This is a genomic window from Micromonospora sp. WMMD736 (assembly GCF_049179015.1).
In the GTDB taxonomy this organism is placed as follows: domain Bacteria; phylum Actinomycetota; class Actinomycetes; order Mycobacteriales; family Micromonosporaceae; genus Micromonospora.
The window spans coordinates 4,164,800-4,186,897 of the sequence record NZ_JBMHMI010000001.1; the positions used below are offsets into that span (position 1 = coordinate 4,164,800).

The window sequence follows — 22,098 nt, forward strand, 5'->3', positions numbered from 1 at the left end:
CGCTCGCGATGCGCACACGACGGTCACCGCCGGTTCTTCGGGTCGATGGCCTCGCGCATCGCCTCACCGAACAGGGTGAAGCCGAGCGCGACCACGATGATCGCGAGCGCCGGGTAGTAGGCCAGTTCCGGGCGTACCTCGAAGTAGCGGACGCCGGCGTCGCCGAGCATCGCGCCCCACTCGGCCCGGTCCCGATCGGGGTCACCGAGGCCGAGGAACGAGAGCGACGCGGCCTCGATGATCGCGACGGAGAGCGTCAGCGTCGCCTGCACGATCACCGCGGTCATGGCGTTGGGCAGCATGTGCCGCAGCACGATGCTGCGCTGCTTGACGCCCAGCGCTCGCGCGGCCAGCACGTGGTCGCTCTCCCGCTGGGCGAGCATCGAGCCGCGCAGCAGCCGGGCGAAGATGGGCACGTTGACGATGGCCACCGCCATGATGACCGTCCACTGGCTCGACTTACTGGCCAGGGCGACCAGGGTGATCGCCAGCAGCAGGGCGGGCAGGGCCAACATCACGTCGGTGATCCGCATGAGGATGTTGTCCACCCAACCGCCGACTGCGCCGGCGATCGCGCCGAACAGCACGCCGATGGCGAGCCCGATGAGGGTGGCGAGGACGCCGACGAAGAGTGTCTGCCGGCTGCCGTAGACCAGGCGGGACAGCAGGTCCCGGCCCAATTCGTCGGAGCCGAGCGGGAAGCCGTCCATGGGTCCGGCGATGTTGTTGGGCGTGAGGAGGTCGGTCAGCTCGTCGAAGCGCCGCACCGGGTCGTGCGGGGCGATCAGCGGGGCGAAGATCGCCACCAGCACGAAGAGCACGATGATGGCGGCACCCACGATCGCTGCCGGGTTGCGGCGCAGCCGACGGAATGCGTCGCGGAACAGGCTCACGCCGCCGGGGGCGGCGGTGGCCTGGGCCAGCTCGTCCAGGCGAGCCTTCTTACGGTCACCGAGGCGGCTGCGGCCCGCGCCGGTCGCCTGCTCGTCCCCTGTGCGCGGAGCCGGGGTGCCGGCCTGCGTGGTTGGTTCGGTCATCGCACACGCACCCTCGGGTCGATGAAGGCGTAGGAGAGGTCCACCAGCAGATTGACCACCACGAAGACCAGTGCGGACAGCAGGATCAGCGCCTGGAGGATCGGGTAGTCGCGGCTGCCCGTGATCGAGTCGGTGATCAGCGTGCCGAGGCCACCCCAGTTGTAGACCTTCTCGGTGAGGACCGCGCCGGACAGGAGCGCGCCGGTCTGGAGACCGATGGTGGTGACCACCGGCAGGAGCGCGTTGCGCAGGATGTGCCGGCCCCGGACGGTGCGCTGCCGCAGGCCCTTGGCCTCGGCGGTGCGGACGTAGTCCTCGTTGAGCACGTCCAGCACGCTGGCCCGGGTCATCCGGACGATGACCGCCAGCGGGATCGTGGCGAGCGTGACCGCCGGCAGGACGAGGTGCCAGAGCGCGTCGGCGGTGGCGTCGAACTCCCGGGTGAGCAGGCTGTCCAGGACGAAGAAGCCGGTGATGTTGGTGTTGTCCAACCCGATGCTGACCCGGCCGGACGGCGGGAACCAGTGGATGTTCTGGGTGAAGACGTCCTTGAGCAGGTAGCCCAGGAAGAAGATCGGGATCGAGATGCCGAGCAGCGTGCCCACCACCGTCAGGTGGTCGAGGAGCCGGCCACGCCAGCGGGCGGCGAGATAGCCGAGCGGAACGCCCAGCCCGACCGCGATGAGCATCGCCGCGAGGGCGAGCTCCACGGTGGCCGGGAAGGCCCGGCCGATGACCTCGGTGACCGGGTCACCGGTACGGATCGAGTTGCCGAAGTCGCCGGTGAGGATCCGCTGCATGAACTTGCCGTACTGCACGAGGATCGGCTGGTCGTAACCGAGCGCCTTGGTCAGCAGAGCACGGGTCTCGGGGGTCGCCCGTTCACCGAGCAGCGCGTCGACCGGGCCACCGGGCAGGTTCCGCAACCAGACGAAGATCAGCGCTGACAGGGCTATCAGCGTCACCACCAGCTGTAGCAGGCGGCGGACTATCACTCGCAACATCTCTCACACACCAGAGTCTCGATGGTCGCGGAATCGGCCCGGGCGGAGGGAAAACCCCCAACCCGGGCCGATTCCGCCTACGGCGTCAGCCGATTGGCGTCACTTCTTGAGGCTGACGGTGTTGAACCGCTCGTCAGTCAGCGGGCTGGCCTTCAGGCCCTCGACGTCCTTGGTGACGACGATCGCCGGCGGCGCGTGCCAGACCGGCACGGCCGGCAGCCACTTGGCGGCGATGTCCCGGTTGACCTGCTCCCAGGCGGCCTTCTTGCCGGCGTCGTCGACGGTGCCGTCGGCCTTGGCGATCGCGTCGAACATCTCGGTCATGCCCTGGTCGCCGAACTCGGCCTTGCCCCGGCCGAAGAACGTGCCGACGAAGTTGCCCGGGTCGTTGTAGTCACCGGTCCAGCCGAGGATGTGCAGGTCGTGCTTACCGAAGGTCTGCACGTCGTCCTTGAAGCCGCCGTTCCACGGGCGAGGCACACCATTGACCTTGATGCCGACGGCCTGGAGGTCGTTGGCGAGGATGGTGAAGATCTCCTGCGGGTTCGGCATGTACGGCCGGGAGACGTCCGGCGGGTAGTAGAAGTTCAGCGTCAGACCCTCGGCGCCGGCCTCCTTGAGGAGCTGCTTGGCCTTGTCCGGGTTGTACTCGTACTTCTGCACGTCCGGGGCGTAGCCGAGCACGGTGTCCGGCATGAACTCGTCGGCGACCTTGGCGCCGGTCGGGCCCTTGGTCTGCGCGAGCTGCTGGCGGTTGAGCGCGTAGGCGATCGCCTGCCGCACCCGCAGGTCCTTCAGCTTCGGGTTCTTCTGGTTGAGGCCCAGGTAGAGGATGTTGAACGCCGGGCGGGCCACGACCTGGAAGCCCTCGTCGCCGAGCGCCTTGGTGTCGGCCGGGGCCGGGAAGTCGATGCCGTGGACGGTACCGGCGCGCAGTTCCTGCTTGCGGGTGTTCTCGTCCTTGATGATCTTGATGATCATCTTGTCGACCTTGGCCTTGTCCCCGAAGTAGTCCGGGTTCCGGTTGAGGGTGATCTCACCCTTGGTCTTGTCCCAGCCACCGAAGGTGAACGGGCCGGTGCCGACCGGGTGCTCGTTGGCGAACGCGCTGTACTCGAACGAGTCGCCGTTCTGCTTCACCGTGTTGGCGTCGTACTTCTTCAGCGCCTCGGGGCTCGCGATCGAGAGCGAGGTCAGCGCGAAGGCGCCGGGGAAGGCACCCTTGTACTTCTTGAGCGAGAGGACGGCGGTGCCGTCGTCCTTGGCCTCGCACTTGTCGTAGATCGACTCGCCGGCGCCCTCGGCCTCGTTCTTCGCGAAGCCGCCGAAGACGTCCATGTAATAGATCATGTTCGCCTGGGCCGCGGCGCCCTGCATGTTGTACCAGCGGTCGAAGTTGTAGCAGACCGCCGCCGCGTTGAAGGGGGTGCCGTCGTGGAACTTCACGCCCTGCCGCAGCTTGAAGGTCCAGACCTTGCCGGTCGGGTCGTGCTCCCAGCTCTCGGCCAGACCACCGGTCAGCTCGGCCGTGCCCGGCTTGTGGCTCACCAGGGTGTCGAACATCTGCCGGACCGGCCGGAACGACTCACCGTCGTCGTTGAAGATCGGATCGAAGTTCTTCGGGTCACCGGCACCCGCGAAGATGAAGGTGCCGCCAGTCTTGGCCTCGCCACTGTCGCTACCGCGCTCGCTCTCCGCGCAGCCGGCCGCGCCGACCGCCAGAGCGGCAACGGCCGCGATGGCCACAGCCGATTTGAGCCTTCTCGCCTGCATCTCTCACCTCTGTCATGCGCATGACCACGCCGAGCTGTGGCTCGGTCCGTGTGCGGGAGGCTATGACATGTAACACCGGCAGCGGAACGGCCGTACGGCAATCGCTACCAAGCCGACACCTTGCGCAGACGTCTGACAGTCGACGACACGGCGAATACATCGAGCGACACATGGATCGTGTTGCTCTGGGGCACGACGCAGTCGCCGCCGGCCACCGGATTCGCAGGCCACGAAGGGTATCCGGAGGCGTCGATCAGGGTGCGGGGGTGGGGCAGGCCGCCAGCCGCTCGACGTCCGAACCTGCCCGGGCCGTGCCCAGGTCGTGGAACGTCACGCGATGGCAGGCGTTCACGTGGCTCACTCCGAACACCACGCCGAAAGGGGCAGAACCGTACACGGTCAGCACCAGGTCAGGCACCCGGCGGACCTCCCGCACCTCGACCTGGGCGCCCTCCGCGACCGCCGCCAACCGTTCGTCGGTCGGCGTCGGGTCGCCGATGGCGACCACCGCAGCGGCGTACGCCTGGGCGTTCCGGGTCACCGCGGCTTCGGCCTCGGCCTCCTGGGCGCTGGTGTCCGCGGCCGCTCGCCGGCTTGCCACCTCGATCGCCACGAAAAAACCGGCGAAGGCCAGCGCCACCACGGCCACCAGCACCGCCGGGGCCCAGGACCGCCCGTCCGAACGCCGCATCGCCACCCGCCACCTCCCCGGGTACGCCAGTGGGCCCGCGCTCGTCGCGCGGACCCACTCAGTTGTAACCCACGAGTGACGATCTGTGGGGAGGGAGTCAGACAGCCCGGCGGCCCTCGAAGGCACGGCCAAGGGTGATCTCGTCGGCGTACTCGAGGTCGCCGCCGACCGGCAGACCGCTGGCCAGCCGGGTCACCGCGATCCCCATCGGTTTCACCATCAGCGCCAGGTAGGTGGCGGTCGCCTCGCCCTCGGTGTTGGGGTCGGTGGCGAGGATCAGCTCCCGTACCGCGCCGCCGCTCAACCGGGTCAACAGCTCCCGGATGCGCAGATTGTCCGGACCGATCCCTTCGAGCGGATTGATCGCTCCACCGAGCACGTGGTAGCGGCCCCGGAACTCACCGGTCCGCTCGATGGCTACGACGTCCTTCGGCTCCTCCACCACGCACAGCACCTCGTCGGTGCGGCGCGGGTCGCGGCAGATCCGGCACTGCTCGGACTCGGCCACGTTGTAACAGGTCGTGCAGAAACGCACCAGCTCCTTGACCTTGCGCAGCGCGCCGGCCAGCCGGTTGACGTCGGCCGGGTCGGCCGAGAGGACGTGGAACGCGATCCGCTGGGCGCTCTTCGGGCCCACGCCCGGCAGTCGCCCCAGCTCGTCGATCAGATCCTGGATGGCGCCTTCGTACATCTGCCGGCTCAGAAACCGGGCAGGCCGAGGCCGCCCATGCCACCGGCGACCGGGCCCATCTTGCGCTCGGTCAACTCACGCGCCGCCTCGGCGGCGTTGTGCACGGCCGCCACCACCAGGTCTTCCAGCGTCTCCACGTCGTCCGGGTCGACGGCCTTCGGGTCGATCTTGATGGCCTTGAGCTCGCCGGCGCCGGACACGGTCGCGGTGACCAGTCCACCGCCGGCCGTGCCGGTCAGCTCGGCCTCGGCCAGCTCGGCCTGAGCGGCGGCGATCTGCTGCTGCATCTTCTGCGCCTGCTTCAGCATCTGCTGCATGTTCGGCTGTCCACCTGGGCGCACGGATGGCTCCTTCTCGCACTCGTCTGCTCGGCCGCCGACCAGCCTAGCCGCTGGGGCCGACGTCGCCGTGCCCGGTGCGTCCGCCCACGCCGGGCGTCGGAGGTACGGCTACCACTACCGCGAACCGGCAGTCTGGCGGTAGTGCGCCGGGCGCCCCCGCACTGGTCTGCTCGTGGGTATGAACCTCACCCGCAGTCAACGCGCCGCCGCGCTGTGCTGGGCGGTGGCCGCACCGGTCTTCCTGGTGGCCAGTCTGGTCACCGGCCTGCGTTGGCGCGAGCCGACCTACAGTTGGGCCACCCACAACATCAGCGACCTCGGCAACGCCCACTGCGGGATCTGGGACACCACCCGACCCCGATTCGTCTGCTCGCCCTGGCATCCGCTGATGAACGCCGCGATGCTGGCCACCGCCGTCCTGCTCGCCACCGGACTGCTGCTGACCTGGCGGCTCCTCGGCCGGGGCGGCGTGGTGCGCTCGGCACAGATCCTGCTGCTACTGGCGACCGGCGGGTACGCCCTGGTCGCCCTGTATCCCGCCGACATCGACGAGAACCGGCACGTCCTCGGCGCCTTCCTGATCATGGGCGTGGGCAACGTCGGCCTGCTGCTCGCCGGCTTCGCGCCCGACTCCACGGTGCTCGGCCGGTGGCGACGCATCTCCCTCGCCGCCGGGCTCACCGCGCTGGCCGGGACCGTCCTGTTCGTCGCCCAACAGGGCACCGGCATCGGGGTGGGCGGCATGGAACGCGTCGCCGTACTGCCCTTCCCCCTGTGGGCCTGCTGCCTCGGCGTCCTGCTGGGCGAAGCGCCCGCTACCGCGCGTCCACCTCGTCGATCTTCTCAGCGCCGAAGGTCTCCCGCAGCAGCCGTACCGCCTGCTCCTCGCTCGACTCCCGGGCCGTCTTCTCGTCGATGACCTCGTCCAACGGCTCGTCGCCCGGATCGAACCCCTCGTAGGTGGGCTTCGCCGCCGGGGCCGCGCCGCCCGGCCGTCCGCCGCGCACCGGTCCGTCGTAGTCCGGGTCGTAGGGAGGTTCGCCCGCCCATTCCGCGTCCGCGGTGGGCCGGCCCGCCGATGGGGTACGCGCACCGCGCCCCGCCGCCGCCGCGCGAGCCGCGGCGATGGCGCTGCTCACCGGGGCGCCACCGTTCGAGGTGACGCCGTTCGCGGGGCCGCCGTTCGCGGGGCCGCCGTTCGCGGGGCCGCCGTTCGGGGTGACACCGTTCGCGTGGGTGCCGTTCGCGGCCGGGCCGCCGCCGCTCGTTCCACCGTCGTTGCGGGCGGACGCGGAACCCGGGTCCGGTCCGGCCGGGACACCGCCGGGGCGGGCGGCCTCCGGCCACTCGTCGTCGTCCGTCGCCTCGGCAGCGCCGCCACCGGGGCGGGCCGCCTCCGGCCAGTCCTCCTCCGAGCTGGCGACGGTGGTCGAGGTCGGCGCGACCGGTGGGCTAGGAGCGGGAGCCGCAGTCGGCGCGACGGCCGGACGGGGTGCTGCGGGCGGCGCGCTCGTCGGGCCGGGAGCGGCTGCCGCAGTAGGCGCGACGCTCGGGCCGGGTTCGACGGGCGGTGCGCTCGTCGGACTGGCGGCGGCCGCGTTCGGTGTGGCGGGGCGGGCCGGTGCGGTCGACTGGGAGCGTGGCGGGCCGGACAACGACGTGCCACCCCGTTCGCCGGCCACCTCGCAGCGGATCTGCCAGCGCCCGCCCAACTCCTCGTAGAGCGCGTCGGTGAGCACCGCCGCGTGGTCGGCCATCATCTTGGCCAGCACGGAGGACTTCACGGTCAACACCAGCATGTCGCCGTCGAGTTCGCGGACCACCGCGTCGCGCATCAGGGCGGCGATCCGCTTGTTGGTCCGGTTGACCTTGCCGACCACGTCGGGCCAGACCCGACGTACCGCGACCGCGTCCAGCGCCGGGGCCGGCGTGCCCGGTCGGGGCGGTGCGGGCGTAGCCGGATCGGGCAGGACGGCCGACGGCGGCACCGCCCGACGCGGGGCCGGCGAGCCGGTACCCGGTCCGGCGGGCGAGACGGGGACGGCCCGGTCAGCGGGCGTCACGCCGGGCGACGCCGGAATCGGGGAGTCCGCCGCCGAGGGCGCGTACCCCCCTCGGCTGCCCGGATCGGTAGCGGCCGAGGCGGCAGCACCGACAGCGGCAGCACCGGCAGCGCCGGCAGCGGCAGCGCGGGCTGCACCCAGGGCGGCGGCGCGGGCGGCACCCGAGCCGGCAGCGGTCGCGGCGGTGGTACCCCCAGCGCCCGCGGTCTGCGGGGACGCCGTCGGGTCGACGTCCCACGGCGGTGCGGAGGTCGGGGCGGCGGCGGGTGTGGGGCTTGCGGCAGCCGGTACGGGGGGAGCCGACTGTGGGCGTACCCCTGGGGTCGTGGCGGGCGCGAAGCCGGCGGCGGCCGGCGGCGCGTCGGTGCCGGCGAGGGTGAGCCGGCGTTCCATGCGTTCGAGGCGCTGGAGCAGGCCGCTGGTGGAGTCGTCCACGCCGGGCAGCAGCATCCGGGCGCAGATCAGCTCCAGCAGCAGCCGGGGCGCGGTGGTGCCGCGCATCTCGACCAGGCCGTCGTGGACGATGTCGGCGCAGCGCGAGAGCGTGGCCGAGCCGAGTTGCGAAGCCTGGGCGGCCATCCGCTCGATCTGGTCGCCCGGGCCGTCGATGAGACCCTTCGCGGCGGCGTCCGGCACCTGCTGGATCACGATCAGGTCGCGGAGCCGCTCCAGCAGGTCGGAGGCGAACCGGCGCATGTCGTGCCCGGCCTCGGCGACCCGGTCGACGGTGGCGTACGCGGCCGCGCCGTCCCCGGCGGCCAACGCGTCGCACATCTCGTCGATCAACGCGGAGTCGGTGACCCCGAGCAGGGAGACGGCCCGGGCGTAGCTGACGCCCTCCGGGCCGGCGCCCGCGATGAGCTGGTCGAGCACGGAGAGGCTGTCCCGCATGCTGCCGCCACCGGCGCGCACCACCAGCGGAAAGACCGCCGGCTCGACGGCGACGCCCTCGGCCTGGGTGAGCTGCTCCAGGTACGGCCGAACCACCTTCGGTGGGAAGAGCCGGAACGGGTAGTGGTGGGTCCGCGAGCGGATCGTGCCGAGGACCTTCTCCGGCTCGGTGGTGGCGAAGATGAACTTGACGTACTCCGGGGGCTCCTCGACCAGCTTGAGCAGGGCGTTGAAGCCCTGGGTCGAGACCATGTGCGCCTCGTCGATGATGTAGATCTTGAAGCGGCTGTTGGCCGGCGCGAAGAAGGCGCGCTCCCGCAACTCGCGGGCGTCGTCGACACCACCGTGGCTGGCCGCGTCGATCTCGATCACGTCGATGGAGCCGGTGCCGTCGGCGGCCAGCGAGCGGCAGGACGCACACTTGCCGCACGGTTCGGGAGTGGGGCCCTGCTCACAGTTGAGCGAGCGGGCCATGATCCGGGCGCTGGTGGTCTTGCCGCAGCCGCGTGGGCCGGAGAAGAGGTAGGCGTGGTTGAGCCGGCCGCTGCGCAGCGCCTGCGACAACGGCTCGGTGACGTGCTCCTGCCCGATGACCTCGGCGAAGGTACGTGGCCGGTACTTGCGGTACAGCGCCAGCGTCACTCGTCCCGCCTCCTCTCGACCGAGCCATTCTGCGCCGGTCGGGCGCGGGTGACCACCCACCCCGCCGGCCAGCTCGGCCTCGCGCCTTGATCGACTCGGCTTCCTGGAAATCGGGGTGTCCGCATGCCCGGGATGCCCCGACATCACGGATGTCGAGTGGATCAAGGCCCCGGAGACAGAAAGGCCTCCCGTGCACCCGGCAGAGCTCGCTTATCCTTGCTGCCTTCCGGCCCTGGGGAGGTTCACGAGATACCGCCGCACGGGAGGTGACGCCAACCCTACCCGACGGCTCGTCGATCTTCAGGGGGTGGTGGGGTGTCCCCGTTCACGGCGGCCTGTATCCTGGCTCGCGGAGGATTCGCCTAGAGGCCTAGGGCGCACGCTTGGAAAGCGTGTTGGGTTTACACCCTCACGAGTTCGAATCTCGTATCCTCCGCTCGCGGAGCATGATCGACGCCCGGCAGACCGATAACAGGTCGGCCGGGCGTCGTCGTTGTGGTCTCATCGATGCCGTGGCTGACTCGACCTGGCAGTGGGACGAGACCTTGTACGCGGGCAGCGCCCGGCACTACAGCATCGGCCGGTGGCCGTATCCACCCGCGATCGCCGAGGCCGTCGGCACCGCGCTCGACCTGGACGGCACCGGCCGACTCCTGGACGTGGGCTGCGGCCCCGGGTTCGTTGACGCTGCTGCTCGCGCCTGAGTTCGAGACGGCGGTCGGGGTGGACGCCGACCGGGACATGCTCACCGAGGCGCAGCGGCGGGCCAGCGACGTCGGAGTCACCAACGTCGAGTGGCGGCACCTACGCGCCGAGGAACTGCCGGCCGACCTGGGTACGTTCCGGGTGGTCACGTTCGCGCAGTCGTACCACTGGATGGATCGACCGCTGGTGGCCCGGCGGGTCCGCGACATGCTCGCGCCCGACGGGGCCTGGGTCCACGTCAGCGCGAACACCACCCAGGGCGTGGCTGGCGACGACCCGCTGCCGTATCCCCGGCCGCCCTGGTCGCGGATCGACGAGCTGGTCGCAAGCTATCTGGGACCGATCCGCCGGGCCGGTCAGGGCTCGCTGCCCAGCGGCACGCCCAGCGGCGAGGGGGAGATCATGCTCGCGGCGGGCTTCTCCGGCCCCACCCGACTGACCGTCGAGCAGGGGATGATCGTGGAACGGTCGGTGGACGAGGTGACGTCGGCGGTGTTCTCGCTGTCCAGTTCGGCGCCGCACCTCTTCGGAGAGCGGCTACCCGCCTTCGAGGCGGACCTGCGCGATCTCTTGACGACGACGGCGCGGGACGGCCTGTTCGCCGAGCGCCGGCGCGACGTGGGCATCGTGATCTGGCGACCCTGACGATCGCCTCGACCGGCGCGGACCACTCAGCCCTCCGGGACGGGCCCGGACCCCCCAACCGCGGCCTAGAACCCCTCATCCTCGGGCGCGGGCCCAGGAGAGGAAGCGGTCGGTGAGTCGGGCCGGGTCCACGTCCCGGAGGTGTTCGCTGGCCTCGGTCAGGAGCGTCGCCAGGTAGACGGTCAACGCCACCCGATCGCCCCGGTACTCGCCGAGTAATCGGAGCTTCGCCGCCGAGCAGGGCCAGGCGATGCCGCACGCCTGACATCGCCAGGTGGGTCGGGTCGGCAGGTGGTTCCGGTGGCGACCGCGCGGCATGGGCGAGCCTCCTCTCCTGGTGGAAGGGGGTCACCCCGCCTCCGCGTCGGGGTGACCCCGCGAGTGACGCCGACCGCCGGGCTGCTGCGCCTCCACCGGCCACGCCGTCTTCTGTGGACCACAGTGCGGCGCGTCATCGGGCAGATACAGGGCGTAGCTATATGGTTTTCAGATATTCGAGACATCCGATGGAGGGGCCGTGAACGACGCGTTGCGGGTGGCGCTCAACGACACCGGGCACACCACCGAATCCCTCGCCGAGACCGTCGGCGTCGACCCGAAGACCGTTGCGCGCTGGTTGACCGAGGGTCGCATCCCGCATCCTCGGCACCGCCTGGCGGCAGCAGAAGCCCTCCAGAAGGACGTGTCGGACATCTGGCCGGACACTGCGAGACGTCGTGACCCCATTTGGTTTCGTCCCTGGCAGGAAATCGAGCGCGAGGCGATGTCGCTGCGCTGGTACGAGTCGACCGTTCTGCCGGGACTTATTCAGACCGAGGCGTACGCCCGCGCGGTCCTCGGCGGCGCGGGCCTGATCCCCCGCAGCGAGATCGAGCGGCACCTCAGCGTCCGGCTCAACCGGCAGGGCGTGCTCAAGCGGGACGACCCGCCGCAGTTCACGGCTGTCGTCGACGAGGCGATCCTGCGCCGGCCGGTGGGCGGCCGGGCGACCATGCGCGAGCAGATGTTGGCCCTCGTCGCAGCCTGCGCCGAGCCACACATCCGGGTGCACGTGGTGCCGGCGACGGTCGGCGCGTACGCCGGGCTGAACGGGCCGTTCGTGATCGCGCACAGCCACGACCATCGGGTCGCCGGTTATCTGGACAACCAACTCCAGGGACAAGTGGCTAGCGACCCGGACGACATCGCGGCCATGATGGCGGCATGGGAGAACGTGCGCGGCGAGGCGCTGTCGCACTCGCAGTCGGTCGAGCTGATGACGGAAGTGGCGGAATCATGGAGTTGAACGGCGCGCGGTGGCGCAAGAGCACCCGCAGCAGCGGCAACGGCGGCGCCTGTGTCGAGGTCGCCGACAACCTGCCCGGCGTGGTCGGCGTACGGGATTCCAAGGATCCGACCGGCCCGGCGCTCGCCTTCACGCCGACGGCCTGGCGCGCGTTCGTCGCCCACCTCGCCGACCGAGCCTGACTCCCCCGACCACGCAGCGCCGGGTCGCTGGGTCTCGGAGCGCCGCGTACCGTGCCAGGCACGAGCGGCGGTCGGGACCGTCGTACACATGTTCTATCCACAGGTTGTGGACGGCGGAGGGTGGAATGGCGTACCAGCTCAGCGCGGTGGTCGCGGACGCGGATCTACTCCGCGAGCACACCGCCGAGCTGGACCACGCCGTCCTCGGCGAGCTGCGCCAGGACTTCGCGCTACTGCCGGTCACCCCGCAGTTGGTGGGGGAGCTGACCGGGTCGCTACCGGACTACGCGGCGGACGACCGCAGCGCCGACCAGCCGTTCGACCTCGTTTTGTCGCCGCCGCTGGTCGAGCTGCTGGCCGTGTGGTCGCGTACCGGACCGGTGGCGTACCTGGAGGCGGAGTTCGGCGGCGGCGTCGGCCACCAGTCGGCGGCGGTGTGGCTCGGCGGGGAACTGTCCTGGGGTCCGCGTTTCGACGATGCCCTGGAAGCCCCACGCGAGGAGTGGCCGATCAACGCGGCGCTCAGCCGCCTCGGCGTGGAGCGGGGTTCGTGGATCGATCCGTTCGCCGAGCTGGGGTTGCATCTGGAACGGAACACCGCTGGGTGGTTGGCGCACGGGCGGCGTCGACTCAGCGCCGACCACTGGGACGACCTGATCGAACAATGGGAAAACCAGTAATCCGCCAGCGGGCAGCAACCTGAACGGCTCCGGTCCGTTGGGGACTGGGGGATTCCATGAAATTGCGACAATTTGCTTTTATTGCCATGCTGCTGACTGCTGCCTCGATCGCGGGCAGCGGTCCGCCGTCCGCCGGACCGATGCCGGCGAACCGGCCTGCCGGCAACGTCGAGATCGTCGACCTGAACGGCCTGCGCGGCATCGAGTTCGGCGACACCGAGACCGAGCTGAGCCGCCGGGGCGTCCTGCGTACCGACCTGGACGCCTGCGGACCGGTCCTCGCCGGCCACGACACCACCAGCCCCGTCTTCGTCGAGGACAAATTGGTGCTGCTCTGGGTCGGCGACCCGATGCGGACACCGGAGGGCATAACGGCCGGCTCACCGGTCGAGGAGGTCTGGGACCGCTACCCGTCGGTCACCCGGCTACCCGCTCCACAGGGGACACACCGGCTCGACGGGCTGCTCGCCCGCAGCGGCGACCGCGCGTACCTGTTCCTGCACGACGGGCGCACGGTCCAGAAAACCATCGCCGGGTACGCCGAGTGGGCGCGCCGCCTCTTCGACGAGGGCGCCGGCCCCTGCTGACCGGCTTTCCCGGTCGAGACGGCAAGCTGATTGTCCGGGATGGATCGCCGTGAAAGTATCCCGTCGCCCGCGCAGATCGCGCGACAGAAACGGGGGAAGACATCGTGCGTCCATCCGCGCTCAGTCCACTGTGGAAACATCTGTCCAGATGGGCCGCGGTAGCGGCCCTGAGCCTCACGGGTACGGGCCTGCTGGCCGGTCCCGCCACCGCCGCCCCGACGGCTGAGCCGTCGCCGCGACCGGCGCTGACCACCGAGCAACCGTCCACCGCGACCACGCCCCCGAAGTCGACGACCACGACTCCGGCCTCGGGCCGCGCCACCTCGGACACGAAGTCCGTCGTCGGCCTCGCCGCCGCCTGCGGCGGCGACCTCCCGACGGGCACGGTCAAGAACTGCGCGTCGATCACCGGGGCCGCACAGCACAACTGGACGGTCACCTCGACGGTCGACCAGGACACCCTGCTCGTCCGACTCCGCGAGGTCTCCGGTGACGGAGTCAGCGCACAGGTCAAGGGCAGCGACGGCGGCACCCTCTGCTACGTCAGCTCGTACCTCAACGAGTGCAAGCTCGGCGCGGCCGGCACCTACACGATCACGGTGAAGCTCTACTACGGAACCGGCAAGGGCGCCTACTCGCTGTCGGCGGAGTCGACGCGGACCCCGTCCGCCTGCGTCAACCTGCCCGCCGGCTTCTTCTCCTTCGCCTCCGCCGGGCGCAGCGGCACCCTGCCCGCCGGCCTCGCCGCCCGCTGCTTCACCTTCACGCAGCCCACCGGCGCGGTCCTGCATCTCGCCGACCCGGGCGGCGCCGGGGACGTCCGGGGCAACATCCTGGACGCCCAGTTCCAGCCGATCTGCCCCGTGGGGGACACGACGGAGTGCACCCTCCGCGAGCCGGGACCGTACCGGCTCTTCCTACAGGAGATGTACGGCAACAAGACCACCTACACCCTGAAGATGCCCCGGATCTCGCAGTCGGCCGGCTGCCCGGCCCTGCCCCTGAGCACGTTCGGCGACCCGGGCACGGCGGTCGGGACCGGAACCGTGGAGCCGTACCAGGGAATCGGCTGTCAGTCGGTGCGCGTCAACAACCCGGGTCGGCTGATCATCCGGATGGACCAGTACGCGAACCAGTACCTCGACTGGCGGCTGTACGACCCCGCCGGACAGGTGGTGTGCACGGAGTACGACTCCTGGCGGTCCTGTGCGGTGCCGACGACCGGCGCGTACACGCTCCTGGCGCAGAACTGGAACTGGGAGCCGGTCACCTATCGGGTGGCGGCAACGCGCCTCGACCGCGCCGCAGGTTGTGCCGCCTCCACCGGGCTCAACTGGGACCAGGCGGCTCTGACGGTGCACCAGACCTCGCCGGTCCAGACCAATTGCCAACCGTTCCACGGCGAAGCCGGCGAGCGGATCATGGTCTACCGGTCCCCGGACCAGTACAACGACGTCTTCTCCTCGATCGTCGACACCCAGGGTGCCGTGCTCTGTACCGACTGGTCGGAGCAGGACGGGTGCGTACTGCCCGCCACGGGGACCTACCGCGTCGTCTCCTACCTGGGGACCTGGCCCGCCGACGCCACGGACCTCACCTACAAGGTCCAGGTCCGTCGTCTCTCCGACGCGGTGGGCTGCCCGACCATCACCCCGGGCACGTACAACTCGACGCCGAGCGGTGGCCTCGGTGGCATCCGCTGCCGGACCCTGGACCTTCCCAGCGCCGGCGCGTACCGGGTCACGGCGGTGGACGACGAGAACTACCGGGCGTACGCCACCGTCTACGACTCCGCCGGACTCAAGGTCTGCAACGGAACCCGGTGCGAGGTCCCTGCGGCGGGTAGGTACACGATGGTCCTCAACGGGGGCGTCAGCACCTCGGTGATCGACAACGACTTCCAGTATGCCGTCGCGTTGCTGCCGTGGAAGCCGTCGGACTGCACGCCCGTGTCGGACACCGGCTGGCAGGACGCCCCGCACCGGGGCAGCTTCACCGCCGCTGGGCAGCACAACTGCCTCCAGTTGCCCAGCCCGTCGGGGGCCCACGTCGCCGAGTTGGTGGCCGGAGACACGAACTCACCGGAGATCAGCTTGGTGAACGCCGCCGGCGATCAGGTGTGTGACTACTCCTCGCTGCGTCAGTACAGCTGCGAGCTGACCGGCGAGGCGCCCTTCTCCGTACTGCTCACCGCGGACGAGGGGGAACCGATCTCCTCGTACGCCCTGGCCTTCGCGCGGACCGACGGGCCGCCGGCCTGCCCGGTCCTACCGGCGGACACGGCGGGTGCCACGGCAACCACCGGGGCCGACCACTTCGCGGCCTGTTACACCGTCCCGGCCGATCAGCACGCCAGCCGGGAGAGCTTCACCTGGACGCGTACCGCCGGCTCGGGTGACGCCCGCCTGTCGGTCTTCGACAGCCAGGGCATCCGATACTGCGGCCCGACCAGCCCGGCCGTCGAGCGGACCGTCACCTGCACCCTGCCCGCCGGTCCGGTCACGGTGATCCTGGAGACGGATGCCGTCGACGCCTCGTACCGGTTGACCCACCGGGACGGCAACGCCCCAACCGCGTGACACGAGGCGGGCCGGCCCTCCACTGATCGGAGGGCCGGCCCGCCTGCTCCTTCTCGGGCGGTGCGCGCTCAGGCTGAGTCGTGGACGTGCGCGGGCGGCCGCGCGCCGGACACGGCGGCGAACCCACCGAGCGCGATCTCAGCGGTCTGCCGCAGCTCCTCGCGAGGAACCCCTGCGGCGGCGTGGATCGCCTGCCCCTCGGTGACGCTCATGACGAATCGGGCGAGCGCGGCCGGGTCGACGCCGGCCGGCAGGTCACCCTCGGAGACGGCACGGGCGAACCGGTCGGCGAGGGCCCGCTCACCGGCCAGCCGGCTGGCGGCGAGAAACTCCGCGACGCCCCCGTTCTCGCTGGAGCAGGCGGTGCCGCCCTGGATCGAGAGGCAGCCGGCCGGGCGGTCGGGCCGGGTGACGGCGAGCACGTTCTCCCGCAGGAGAGTGGCGACGACCTCGTACGCGGTGGTCTGGGCGATTGCGTGCCGCGCGTACCCCATGTCCTGTTCGGCGTACCGGGCCACGGCCTTGCGGAACAGCTCCTCCTTGCTGCCGAAGGCGGCATAGAGGCTCGGCTTGTTGATGCCCATCGCCGCGGTGAGGTCGGTCATCGAGGCGCCCTCGTACCCCTGACGCCAGAACACCTCAAGCGCGCGCTCCAGCGCCTCGTCGACGTCGAACCCGCGGGGGCGCCCTCGTACCGGCACGGTCCACCACCTCCGGCACCCATCCTAGCCACGGTTGAACCGATCGGTACAGAAATTTGTCGCGCGGCTCAGGGGTTGCTACGGTCGGATCAGTACCGCTCGGTACACAATTTGCGAAGGAGACCGATCGTGGGACAGCTCGACGGCAAGACCGCCCTCGTCACCGGGGGCACCACCGGCATCGGCCTGGCCGCCGCCCGCCGCTTCGCGGCCGAAGGCGCTTACGTCTTCGTCACCGGTCGCCGCGAGGGCCCGCTGGACGAAGCGGTGAGCAGCATCGGCGCCAACGCGACAGGCATCGTCAGCGATTCCGGGAAGCTCGACGACCTGGACCGGGTGATGCGGGCCATCGAGGAGCGCGGCGCGGGGCTCGACGTGCTGTTCGCCAACGCCGGCGGCGGCGAGTTCCGGACGCTCGACGCGATCACGGTCGAGCACGTGGCCAACACCTTCGACACCAACATCTACGGCACCATCTTCACCGTGCAGAAGGCCCTGCCCCTGCTCAACGAGGGTGCCTCGGTCGTGCTGACCGGCTCGACGTCGGCCGTCAGCGGCATCCCGGCGTTCAGCGTCTACGCCGCCTCCAAGGCCGCCATCCGCTCGTTCGGCCGCAGCTGGGCCGCCGAGCTGATGGACCGCAAGATCCGGGTCAACACCCTGGTGCCCGGCTCCACCGAGACTCCCGGGCTCGCCGGCCTGGCTCCCAGCGCCGCGGAGTCACCCGCCCTGCTCAAGAGCATCGCGTCCACCGTGCCGATGGGCCGACTGGCCCACCCCGACGAGATCGCGAACGCGGTGCTCTTCCTCGCCTCGGACCAGAGCAGCTTCATGACCGGCAGCGAGTTGTTCGTCGACGGCGGCGAGACGCAGCTCTGACGCGGAAACGCCCGGTGCGATCCTCACGGATCGACCGGGCGTCCTCGCTTGCTACGAGCGGTGGCGGCGGGATTTGAACCCGCGGAGGGCGTAAACCCTCACACGCTTTCGAGGCGTGCTCCTTAGGCCACTCGGACACGCCACCGCCGACGAGGGTACAGGACCGCCGGTTCGGACGCCGAACCGGTATCGCCCGAGCCGGCCTGGCAGGATCTTTGCCATGAGTACGCACATCGGCGCGAAGCCGGGCGAGATCGCCGAGCGGGTCCTGATGCCGGGCGACCCCCTGCGGGCCAAGTGGATCGCGGAGACCTACCTCGAGGGCGCGACCTGCTACTCGACGGTCCGGGGCATGCTGGGCTTCACCGGCCGCTGGAACGGCGTCGAGGTCTCCGTCCAGGGCTCCGGCATGGGCATGCCGTCCGCCTCCATCTACGCCCACGAGCTGATCAACGAGTACGGCGTGAAGACGCTGATCCGGGTCGGCTCCTGCGGCGCCCTCAGCACCGACCTGCAACTGCGTGACGTGGTCGCGGCGATCGGGTCGTCCACCGACTCCAACATGAACCGGATGCGCTTCGACGGTCTGATCGACTACGCCCCGGTTGCCGACTTCGGCCTGCTGCGTACCTCGGTCGAGGTGGCCGAGCGGCGCGGCATCGCGATGCACGTCGGACCGATCCTGGCGGCGGACGCCTTCTACACCGACCGGCCGGACCTCTACGACACGCTCGCCGACTACGGCGTGCTGGCGGTCGAGATGGAGTCGGCGGCGCTCTACACGATCGCGGCCCGGTTCAAGGCTCGGGCACTGACCGTGCTGACCGTCAGCGACCACATCAAGACCGGCGAGAAGACCACGTCCGAGGAGCGGGAGCAGACCTTCAGCCAGATGGTGGAGATCGCGCTCGACACGATCATCGCCTGACCTCCCGGGGCAGCACACCGCGAAGAGCGTGATGACTCACAGGCATCTTGATGCCTCACAGTCATCACGCTCTTTCGCCTTATCCCGGCTTACGCCGCGCCGCACCATGCCGCGCCGCACCGCGCCGCACCGCGCCACGCGGCGCCGGGCCACGCCACGCCGGGCCACGCCACGCCGGGCCACGCCACGCCGGGCCACGCCACGCCGGGCCACGCCACGCCTGCCCGGGACAGGCCGCCCCAAGACGGGCCACGCCGCGCCGGCCTGCCGGCCCGGTCAGACGGCGGTGAGCGCCTCCGTCGGGGAGAGCCGGGCGGCGCGGACCGCCGGGTAGAGGCCGGCGAAGCCGCCGATGACCAGGGTCGCGCCCACCCCGCCGAGCATCGCCCACGCCGGCACCACGGTCGGCCAGTCCTGGGACAGCGCGTACCCACTGGTGACCAGGATGCCCAGTAGCACTCCACCGACCCCGCCGAGCGCGGAGAGCAGCAGCGATTCGGCGAGGAACTGGGTGCGTACCTGACCCCGGGTGGCCCCCAGCGACCGGCGCAGGCCGATCTCGGCCCGGCGTTCCAGCACCGAGATGACCATCGTGTTGGCCACGCCGACGCCACCGACGAGCAGGGCGACCGCGCCCAGGCCGAGCAGCAGCCCGGTGAAGGCGGCGTCGGTCGCCTCGGCGGCGGCCAGCGCGTCCGAGGGCCGGGACACCTCCACCTCGTTGGGCGCCTCCGGGTTGGCGGTCGCACCGAGCACCGACCGGACGGTCTCGACCTGTGACTCCTCGGCCCGGGTGTAGACGGTGCTCGGGTGCCCGTCGAAGCCCAGGTAGTCCGTCGCCGCCGACCAGCCGACCAGCGCCGACGTGTCCAGCTCCGGGGCGAGCGGCACGGGAGCGAGGACACCGATCACGGTGAACCACCGCCCGCCCAACCACACCTGCACCTGCGGGTCCGCCTCGGCGACACCCAGCCGACCAGCGGCGGTCGAGCCGAGGACCACCGCCGGGTAGCGGGCGGTGGCCTCGTTGAGCCACGTTCCGCTGGTCACCTGCGCCCCGACGGTGCCCAGCAGGTCCAGCCGGGCCGCTCGGGTGCCGATCCCACCCGTCTCGGCGGCCGGTATCCGGTCCGAGCGGTAGACCTTGGCGTCGGCGACCTGCCCGGTCGCGGACACCTCGGTCACCGGACCGATTCGGCCGATCATGGTCACCGACTCCTCGGGAAGCTGGGCATCCGCGCCGAAGAGGGTGTTGCCCGGCTCCACGGTGAGCAGGTTGGTACCGAGCGCGTCGAGCGCCCGGTCCAGTTCGGCCCGGGACGACGACGAGATGCCGACCACCGCGATCATCGCGGCGATGCCGATCGCGATGCCCAGCGCCGACAGGAACGCCCGCAGCGGTCGGGTCCGTAGGCCCACGCCACCGACGCGCAGGACGTCCCCGGGGCCCAGCCGGGCCGGAGTGAGCACCGCCATCAGCCGACCCCGCCCGTCGCGAGGACCGAGTCGTGCCGCACCGCGCCGTCCCGCATCCGTACCTGCCGGGGCAGGCTGTCGGCGATCTCCCGATCATGGGTGATCACCACGACGGTGGTGCCGGCCCGGTGCAGCTCGTGCAGCAGGTCCAGCACTCCCGCACCGGACGTCGAGTCGAGGTTGCCGGTCGGCTCGTCGGCGAGCAGCACGGCCGGCTCACCCACCACCGCCCGGGCCACGGCCACCCGCTGCCGCTCCCCGCCGGAGAGTTCGTGCGGCCGGTGCCCGAGCCGGTGGCCCAGGCCGACCCGGACCAGCGCGGCCTCCGCGCGGTCGCGCCGCCTCCGCAGGGGTACGCCGGAGTAGAGCAACCCGTCGGCCACGTTGTCCACCACCGGTACGCCGGGGGCCAGGTGGAACTGCTGGAAGACGAAGCCGATCCGGGTGGCCCGCAGCGCGGACAGTTCCCGGTCGGTGAGCGTCGCCGCGTCGTACCCGTCGATGCGGACGCGGCCCGAGGAGGGCCGGTCGAGGGTGCCGATGAGGTGCAGCATCGTCGACTTCCCCGACCCGGACGGGCCGACGATCGCCACCAGCTCGCCGGAGCCGATCCGCAACGACACGTCGTCCAACGCGACGACCCCGCCGGGGTACCGCTTGCTGACCCGGTCCAGCACGATCACGTCGTCGGTCACGCCGGCACCACCACCGTCGTTCCCTCGGCGATCCCCGCACCGGTGACCTCCACCCGCCCGTCGGCGAACAGGCCGGTGGTCACCGCCACGATCCGGCGGGCGTCGCCGTCGACGACCTCGACGCCGTAGCCGCCCTCGGCGAGGGCCAACAGCGCCGCCACCGGCACGGTGAGCACGTCCGCGCGTTCCGAGGCGGTGAAGGTGACGTCGACGCTGGCCTGGTCGAAGCCGGCGAGGGCTTTCGGGTCGGCCACGGCGACGGTCACCTCGATCTTCGTCTCCGCCTCCGACGACTGGCCGTTGGCACCGGCGGCACCGGTCTGGATGACCGTCTCGACCGTGCTGACGGTGCCGTTCACCGCCCGACCGTCCGGCAGCTTCACCCTGACCTTCGCGCCGCGCTTGGCCAGCCGCTGGTCGTCCACGTCCAACTCGACGGTGACCACCCGGCTGGTGCCGGTGTAGGTGAGCACCGCCTGACCGGGCTGGGTGACCGCGCCGACGTCGACCTGGTGGCTCTCCACCCGCACCTCACCGTCGGCGTACACGACGCGTCCGGGCTCGACCCGGCCCGTCTCCGCCAGGCCGAGGTCGTCCTGCCATTCGCTGACGGCATCGGCGGTCGCCCCCGTGTACTCGTCGTCGACCGTGAAACCGTCGTAGCCGAGCGCCGCGAGGTTCCGCTCGAACTGCGCGACGTCGGCGCCCTCCACCCCGGGCGCGAGCGTCCGGTACGCGGGCAGCCCGCCGTAGAGGAGCACCACCTCCGCGTTGTCGACCAGGTAGAGCGCCTTGCCCCGGCGTACCGTCGACCCGGTCGCCGGCAGTCCGGTGACCGTGCCGCTCAGCCTCGCCGTGGCGGTACGCGTCGTGCCGTACCCCAGTTCGCCATCGGCGGTCTCGGAGTCGGCGAGGGTCTGCCGGGTGATGGCGGCGGTGGCCGCCGGGGGGCCGGCCTGGGCCGCGTCCCTGCCGGTCCCGCCGCCGAAGCCGACCGCGGCGACCACGCCCACGGCCGCGACCAGCAGCACGATTCCACCGACGAGGGCGGCCCGTAGGCGGGCGCGTCGAGCGGTGCCGGTCACCGGCCACCGCCGAACTGCGGCGCGTACTGCCGGCACTTCTCCATCGCGGCACGCAGCGCCGGGTCACCGATGTCGAGCCCGTTGTCGCCCTTGGTGATCTGGATCCGCCCGTCGGCGTCCGGGTCCGGGAAGTTCGGCACGCCGTTCTCGCGCATGCACTTCGCCATGGCGCGCATCTGTTCGGCCTGCTCCGGGTTGAGCTGCGGACCCTGCCCGCCGTTGGGCAGGTTGTCGCGGCACTTCTCCATGGCCGCCTCGACCTTCTGCGGGTCGGCGTCCTCGCCGAACCGGAACATCGGCTTGCCGCCCGCCTCCGGGTCGGGCATGTCCACCCCGTTCTCCCGCATGCACCGGGCGAACGCGAGTCGCCGTTCCGAGTCGCCCGCCGGGGTGGCGCTCGCCGTGACGCCGCCCTTCGCCCCGCCAGCGGTCGCGACCCCGCCGCCGTCGTCCGCCGGGCCGCACCCGGCCAGTGCCAGCACGAGCAGGGCGGGGATCGCGAGTATCTGTCGCCGCATGGTGTCCGCCTCCGTTTCCT

Annotated in this window: 23 protein-coding genes, 2 tRNA genes and 1 other RNA gene; 11 read left to right on the plus strand and 15 right to left on the minus strand. The window is 71.1% G+C overall.

The window, feature by feature from the left end; all coding sequences use genetic code 11:
• Nucleotides 1-23: 23 nt before the first annotated feature.
• From ACN269_RS18560 to ACN269_RS18585, 6 genes are all read right to left on the minus strand, one after another.
• Nucleotides 24-1,037 carry an ABC transporter permease gene (locus tag ACN269_RS18560; protein ID WP_421473625.1) on the minus strand — a complete coding sequence of 338 codons (1,014 nt, stop codon included), beginning with the start codon at nucleotides 1,035-1,037 and terminating at the stop codon, nucleotides 24-26.
• Complete coding sequence (locus ACN269_RS18565; protein ID WP_421473626.1) at nucleotides 1,034-2,041, minus strand: ABC transporter permease; 1,008 nt, start codon at nucleotides 2,039-2,041, stop codon at nucleotides 1,034-1,036. Before ACN269_RS18565 ends, ACN269_RS18560 begins: the two co-directional genes overlap by 4 nt.
• A gap of 99 nt (nucleotides 2,042-2,140) precedes the next feature.
• Nucleotides 2,141-3,814: an ABC transporter substrate-binding protein gene (locus ACN269_RS18570; RefSeq protein ID WP_421473627.1), complete on the minus strand. Its 1,674-nt coding sequence runs from the start codon at nucleotides 3,812-3,814 to the stop codon at nucleotides 2,141-2,143.
• Between the two features lie 253 nt (nucleotides 3,815-4,067).
• Nucleotides 4,068-4,505, minus strand: coding sequence for a hypothetical protein (locus ACN269_RS18575; protein WP_421473628.1), 438 nt, complete (start codon nucleotides 4,503-4,505; stop codon nucleotides 4,068-4,070).
• A 97-nt stretch (nucleotides 4,506-4,602) separates the two neighbouring features.
• Complete coding sequence (gene recR / locus ACN269_RS18580; RefSeq protein ID WP_355052561.1) at nucleotides 4,603-5,196, minus strand: recombination mediator RecR; 594 nt, start codon at nucleotides 5,194-5,196, stop codon at nucleotides 4,603-4,605.
• Nucleotides 5,197-5,204: 8 nt separating this feature from the next.
• On the minus strand, nucleotides 5,205-5,513 hold the full coding sequence (locus ACN269_RS18585) for a YbaB/EbfC family nucleoid-associated protein (protein WP_238433593.1): 309 nt from the start codon (nucleotides 5,511-5,513) through the stop codon (nucleotides 5,205-5,207).
• Nucleotides 5,514-5,715: 202 nt separating this feature from the next.
• Between ACN269_RS18585 and ACN269_RS18590 the strand changes: the two genes are divergently transcribed.
• Nucleotides 5,716-6,456, plus strand: a complete 741-nt coding sequence (locus ACN269_RS18590) for a DUF998 domain-containing protein (protein ID WP_421473629.1) — start codon at nucleotides 5,716-5,718, stop codon at nucleotides 6,454-6,456.
• Here ACN269_RS18590 and ACN269_RS18595 read toward each other — a convergent pair.
• A complete protein-coding gene (locus ACN269_RS18595; protein WP_421473630.1) occupies nucleotides 6,353-9,133 on the minus strand; it encodes a DNA polymerase III subunit gamma and tau in 2,781 nt (926 codons plus the stop codon). The genes ACN269_RS18590 and ACN269_RS18595 overlap by 104 nt on opposite strands.
• Before the next feature lie 179 nt (nucleotides 9,134-9,312).
• Nucleotides 9,313-9,402, minus strand: an RNA gene (gene ffs, locus ACN269_RS18600) — signal recognition particle sRNA small type.
• A gap of 82 nt (nucleotides 9,403-9,484) precedes the next feature.
• Here ffs and ACN269_RS18605 point away from each other — a divergent pair.
• The 3 genes from ACN269_RS18605 to ACN269_RS18615 all read left to right on the plus strand — a co-directional run bounded on the left by ACN269_RS18605 (nucleotide 9,485) and on the right by ACN269_RS18615 (nucleotide 10,483).
• A tRNA-Ser gene (locus ACN269_RS18605) sits at nucleotides 9,485-9,569 on the plus strand.
• A gap of 76 nt (nucleotides 9,570-9,645) precedes the next feature.
• Entirely contained in the window at nucleotides 9,646-9,837 is a 192-nt protein-coding gene (locus ACN269_RS18610) for a hypothetical protein (protein ID WP_421473631.1), read from the plus strand.
• Nucleotides 9,815-10,483, plus strand: coding sequence for a class I SAM-dependent methyltransferase (locus ACN269_RS18615; RefSeq protein ID WP_421473632.1), 669 nt, complete (start codon nucleotides 9,815-9,817; stop codon nucleotides 10,481-10,483). Before ACN269_RS18610 ends, ACN269_RS18615 begins: the two co-directional genes overlap by 23 nt.
• A gap of 75 nt (nucleotides 10,484-10,558) precedes the next feature.
• On the opposite strand, the gene ACN269_RS18620 is transcribed toward ACN269_RS18615, so the two are convergent.
• The gene (locus ACN269_RS18620; protein ID WP_421473633.1) at nucleotides 10,559-10,801 is read right to left on the minus strand and encodes a flavin reductase; all 243 of its coding nucleotides are present in this window, start codon (nucleotides 10,799-10,801) and stop codon (nucleotides 10,559-10,561) included.
• Between the two features lie 199 nt (nucleotides 10,802-11,000).
• Between ACN269_RS18620 and ACN269_RS18625 the strand changes: the two genes are divergently transcribed.
• The 5 genes from ACN269_RS18625 to ACN269_RS18645 all read left to right on the plus strand — a co-directional run bounded on the left by ACN269_RS18625 (nucleotide 11,001) and on the right by ACN269_RS18645 (nucleotide 15,796).
• Nucleotides 11,001-11,768 carry a helix-turn-helix domain-containing protein gene (locus ACN269_RS18625; RefSeq protein WP_421473634.1) on the plus strand — a complete coding sequence of 256 codons (768 nt, stop codon included), beginning with the start codon at nucleotides 11,001-11,003 and terminating at the stop codon, nucleotides 11,766-11,768.
• A complete protein-coding gene (locus ACN269_RS18630; RefSeq protein ID WP_355052567.1) occupies nucleotides 11,759-11,950 on the plus strand; it encodes a DUF397 domain-containing protein in 192 nt (63 codons plus the stop codon). Before ACN269_RS18625 ends, ACN269_RS18630 begins: the two co-directional genes overlap by 10 nt.
• 125 nt (nucleotides 11,951-12,075) lie before the next feature.
• Nucleotides 12,076-12,630: a hypothetical protein gene (locus tag ACN269_RS18635; protein ID WP_421473635.1), complete on the plus strand. Its 555-nt coding sequence runs from the start codon at nucleotides 12,076-12,078 to the stop codon at nucleotides 12,628-12,630.
• Nucleotides 12,631-12,722: 92 nt separating this feature from the next.
• Nucleotides 12,723-13,217, plus strand: coding sequence for a hypothetical protein (locus ACN269_RS18640; protein ID WP_421476410.1), 495 nt, complete (start codon nucleotides 12,723-12,725; stop codon nucleotides 13,215-13,217).
• A 104-nt stretch (nucleotides 13,218-13,321) separates the two neighbouring features.
• The gene (locus tag ACN269_RS18645; RefSeq protein WP_421473636.1) at nucleotides 13,322-15,796 is read left to right on the plus strand and encodes a hypothetical protein; all 2,475 of its coding nucleotides are present in this window, start codon (nucleotides 13,322-13,324) and stop codon (nucleotides 15,794-15,796) included.
• A 68-nt stretch (nucleotides 15,797-15,864) separates the two neighbouring features.
• Here ACN269_RS18645 and ACN269_RS18650 read toward each other — a convergent pair whose 3' ends face one another.
• On the minus strand, nucleotides 15,865-16,497 hold the full coding sequence (locus ACN269_RS18650) for a TetR/AcrR family transcriptional regulator (protein WP_421473637.1): 633 nt from the start codon (nucleotides 16,495-16,497) through the stop codon (nucleotides 15,865-15,867).
• 129 nt (nucleotides 16,498-16,626) lie between these two features.
• Here ACN269_RS18650 and ACN269_RS18655 point away from each other — a divergent pair, with 129 nt between their 5' ends.
• Nucleotides 16,627-17,376 carry an SDR family oxidoreductase gene (locus ACN269_RS18655; protein WP_421473638.1) on the plus strand — a complete coding sequence of 250 codons (750 nt, stop codon included), beginning with the start codon at nucleotides 16,627-16,629 and terminating at the stop codon, nucleotides 17,374-17,376.
• 58 nt (nucleotides 17,377-17,434) lie between these two features.
• On the opposite strand, the gene ACN269_RS18660 is transcribed toward ACN269_RS18655, so the two are convergent.
• Nucleotides 17,435-17,521: transfer RNA gene (locus ACN269_RS18660), tRNA-Ser, on the minus strand.
• 75 nt (nucleotides 17,522-17,596) lie between these two features.
• On the opposite strand from ACN269_RS18660, the gene deoD reads away from it, so the two are divergent.
• The gene (gene deoD / locus ACN269_RS18665; RefSeq protein ID WP_151491018.1) at nucleotides 17,597-18,304 is read left to right on the plus strand and encodes a purine-nucleoside phosphorylase; all 708 of its coding nucleotides are present in this window, start codon (nucleotides 17,597-17,599) and stop codon (nucleotides 18,302-18,304) included.
• Between the two features lie 276 nt (nucleotides 18,305-18,580).
• Here deoD and ACN269_RS18670 read toward each other — a convergent pair whose 3' ends face one another.
• The 4 genes from ACN269_RS18670 to ACN269_RS18685 are packed head-to-tail and all read right to left on the minus strand — an operon-like array spanning nucleotide 18,581 to nucleotide 22,078.
• A complete protein-coding gene (locus tag ACN269_RS18670; protein ID WP_421473639.1) occupies nucleotides 18,581-19,780 on the minus strand; it encodes an ABC transporter permease in 1,200 nt (399 codons plus the stop codon).
• Nucleotides 19,780-20,463 (minus strand): ABC transporter ATP-binding protein, encoded by a 684-nt coding sequence (locus ACN269_RS18675; protein ID WP_421476411.1) that lies wholly within the window; start codon nucleotides 20,461-20,463, stop codon nucleotides 19,780-19,782. Before ACN269_RS18675 ends, ACN269_RS18670 begins: the two co-directional genes overlap by 1 nt.
• 8 nt (nucleotides 20,464-20,471) lie before the next feature.
• Nucleotides 20,472-21,560 (minus strand): efflux RND transporter periplasmic adaptor subunit, encoded by a 1,089-nt coding sequence (locus ACN269_RS18680; protein ID WP_421473640.1) that lies wholly within the window; start codon nucleotides 21,558-21,560, stop codon nucleotides 20,472-20,474.
• Nucleotides 21,557-22,078, minus strand: a complete 522-nt coding sequence (locus tag ACN269_RS18685; RefSeq protein WP_421473641.1) for a hypothetical protein — start codon at nucleotides 22,076-22,078, stop codon at nucleotides 21,557-21,559. The genes ACN269_RS18680 and ACN269_RS18685 overlap by 4 nt, the downstream gene beginning before the upstream one ends.
• Nucleotides 22,079-22,098 lie beyond the last annotated feature (20 nt).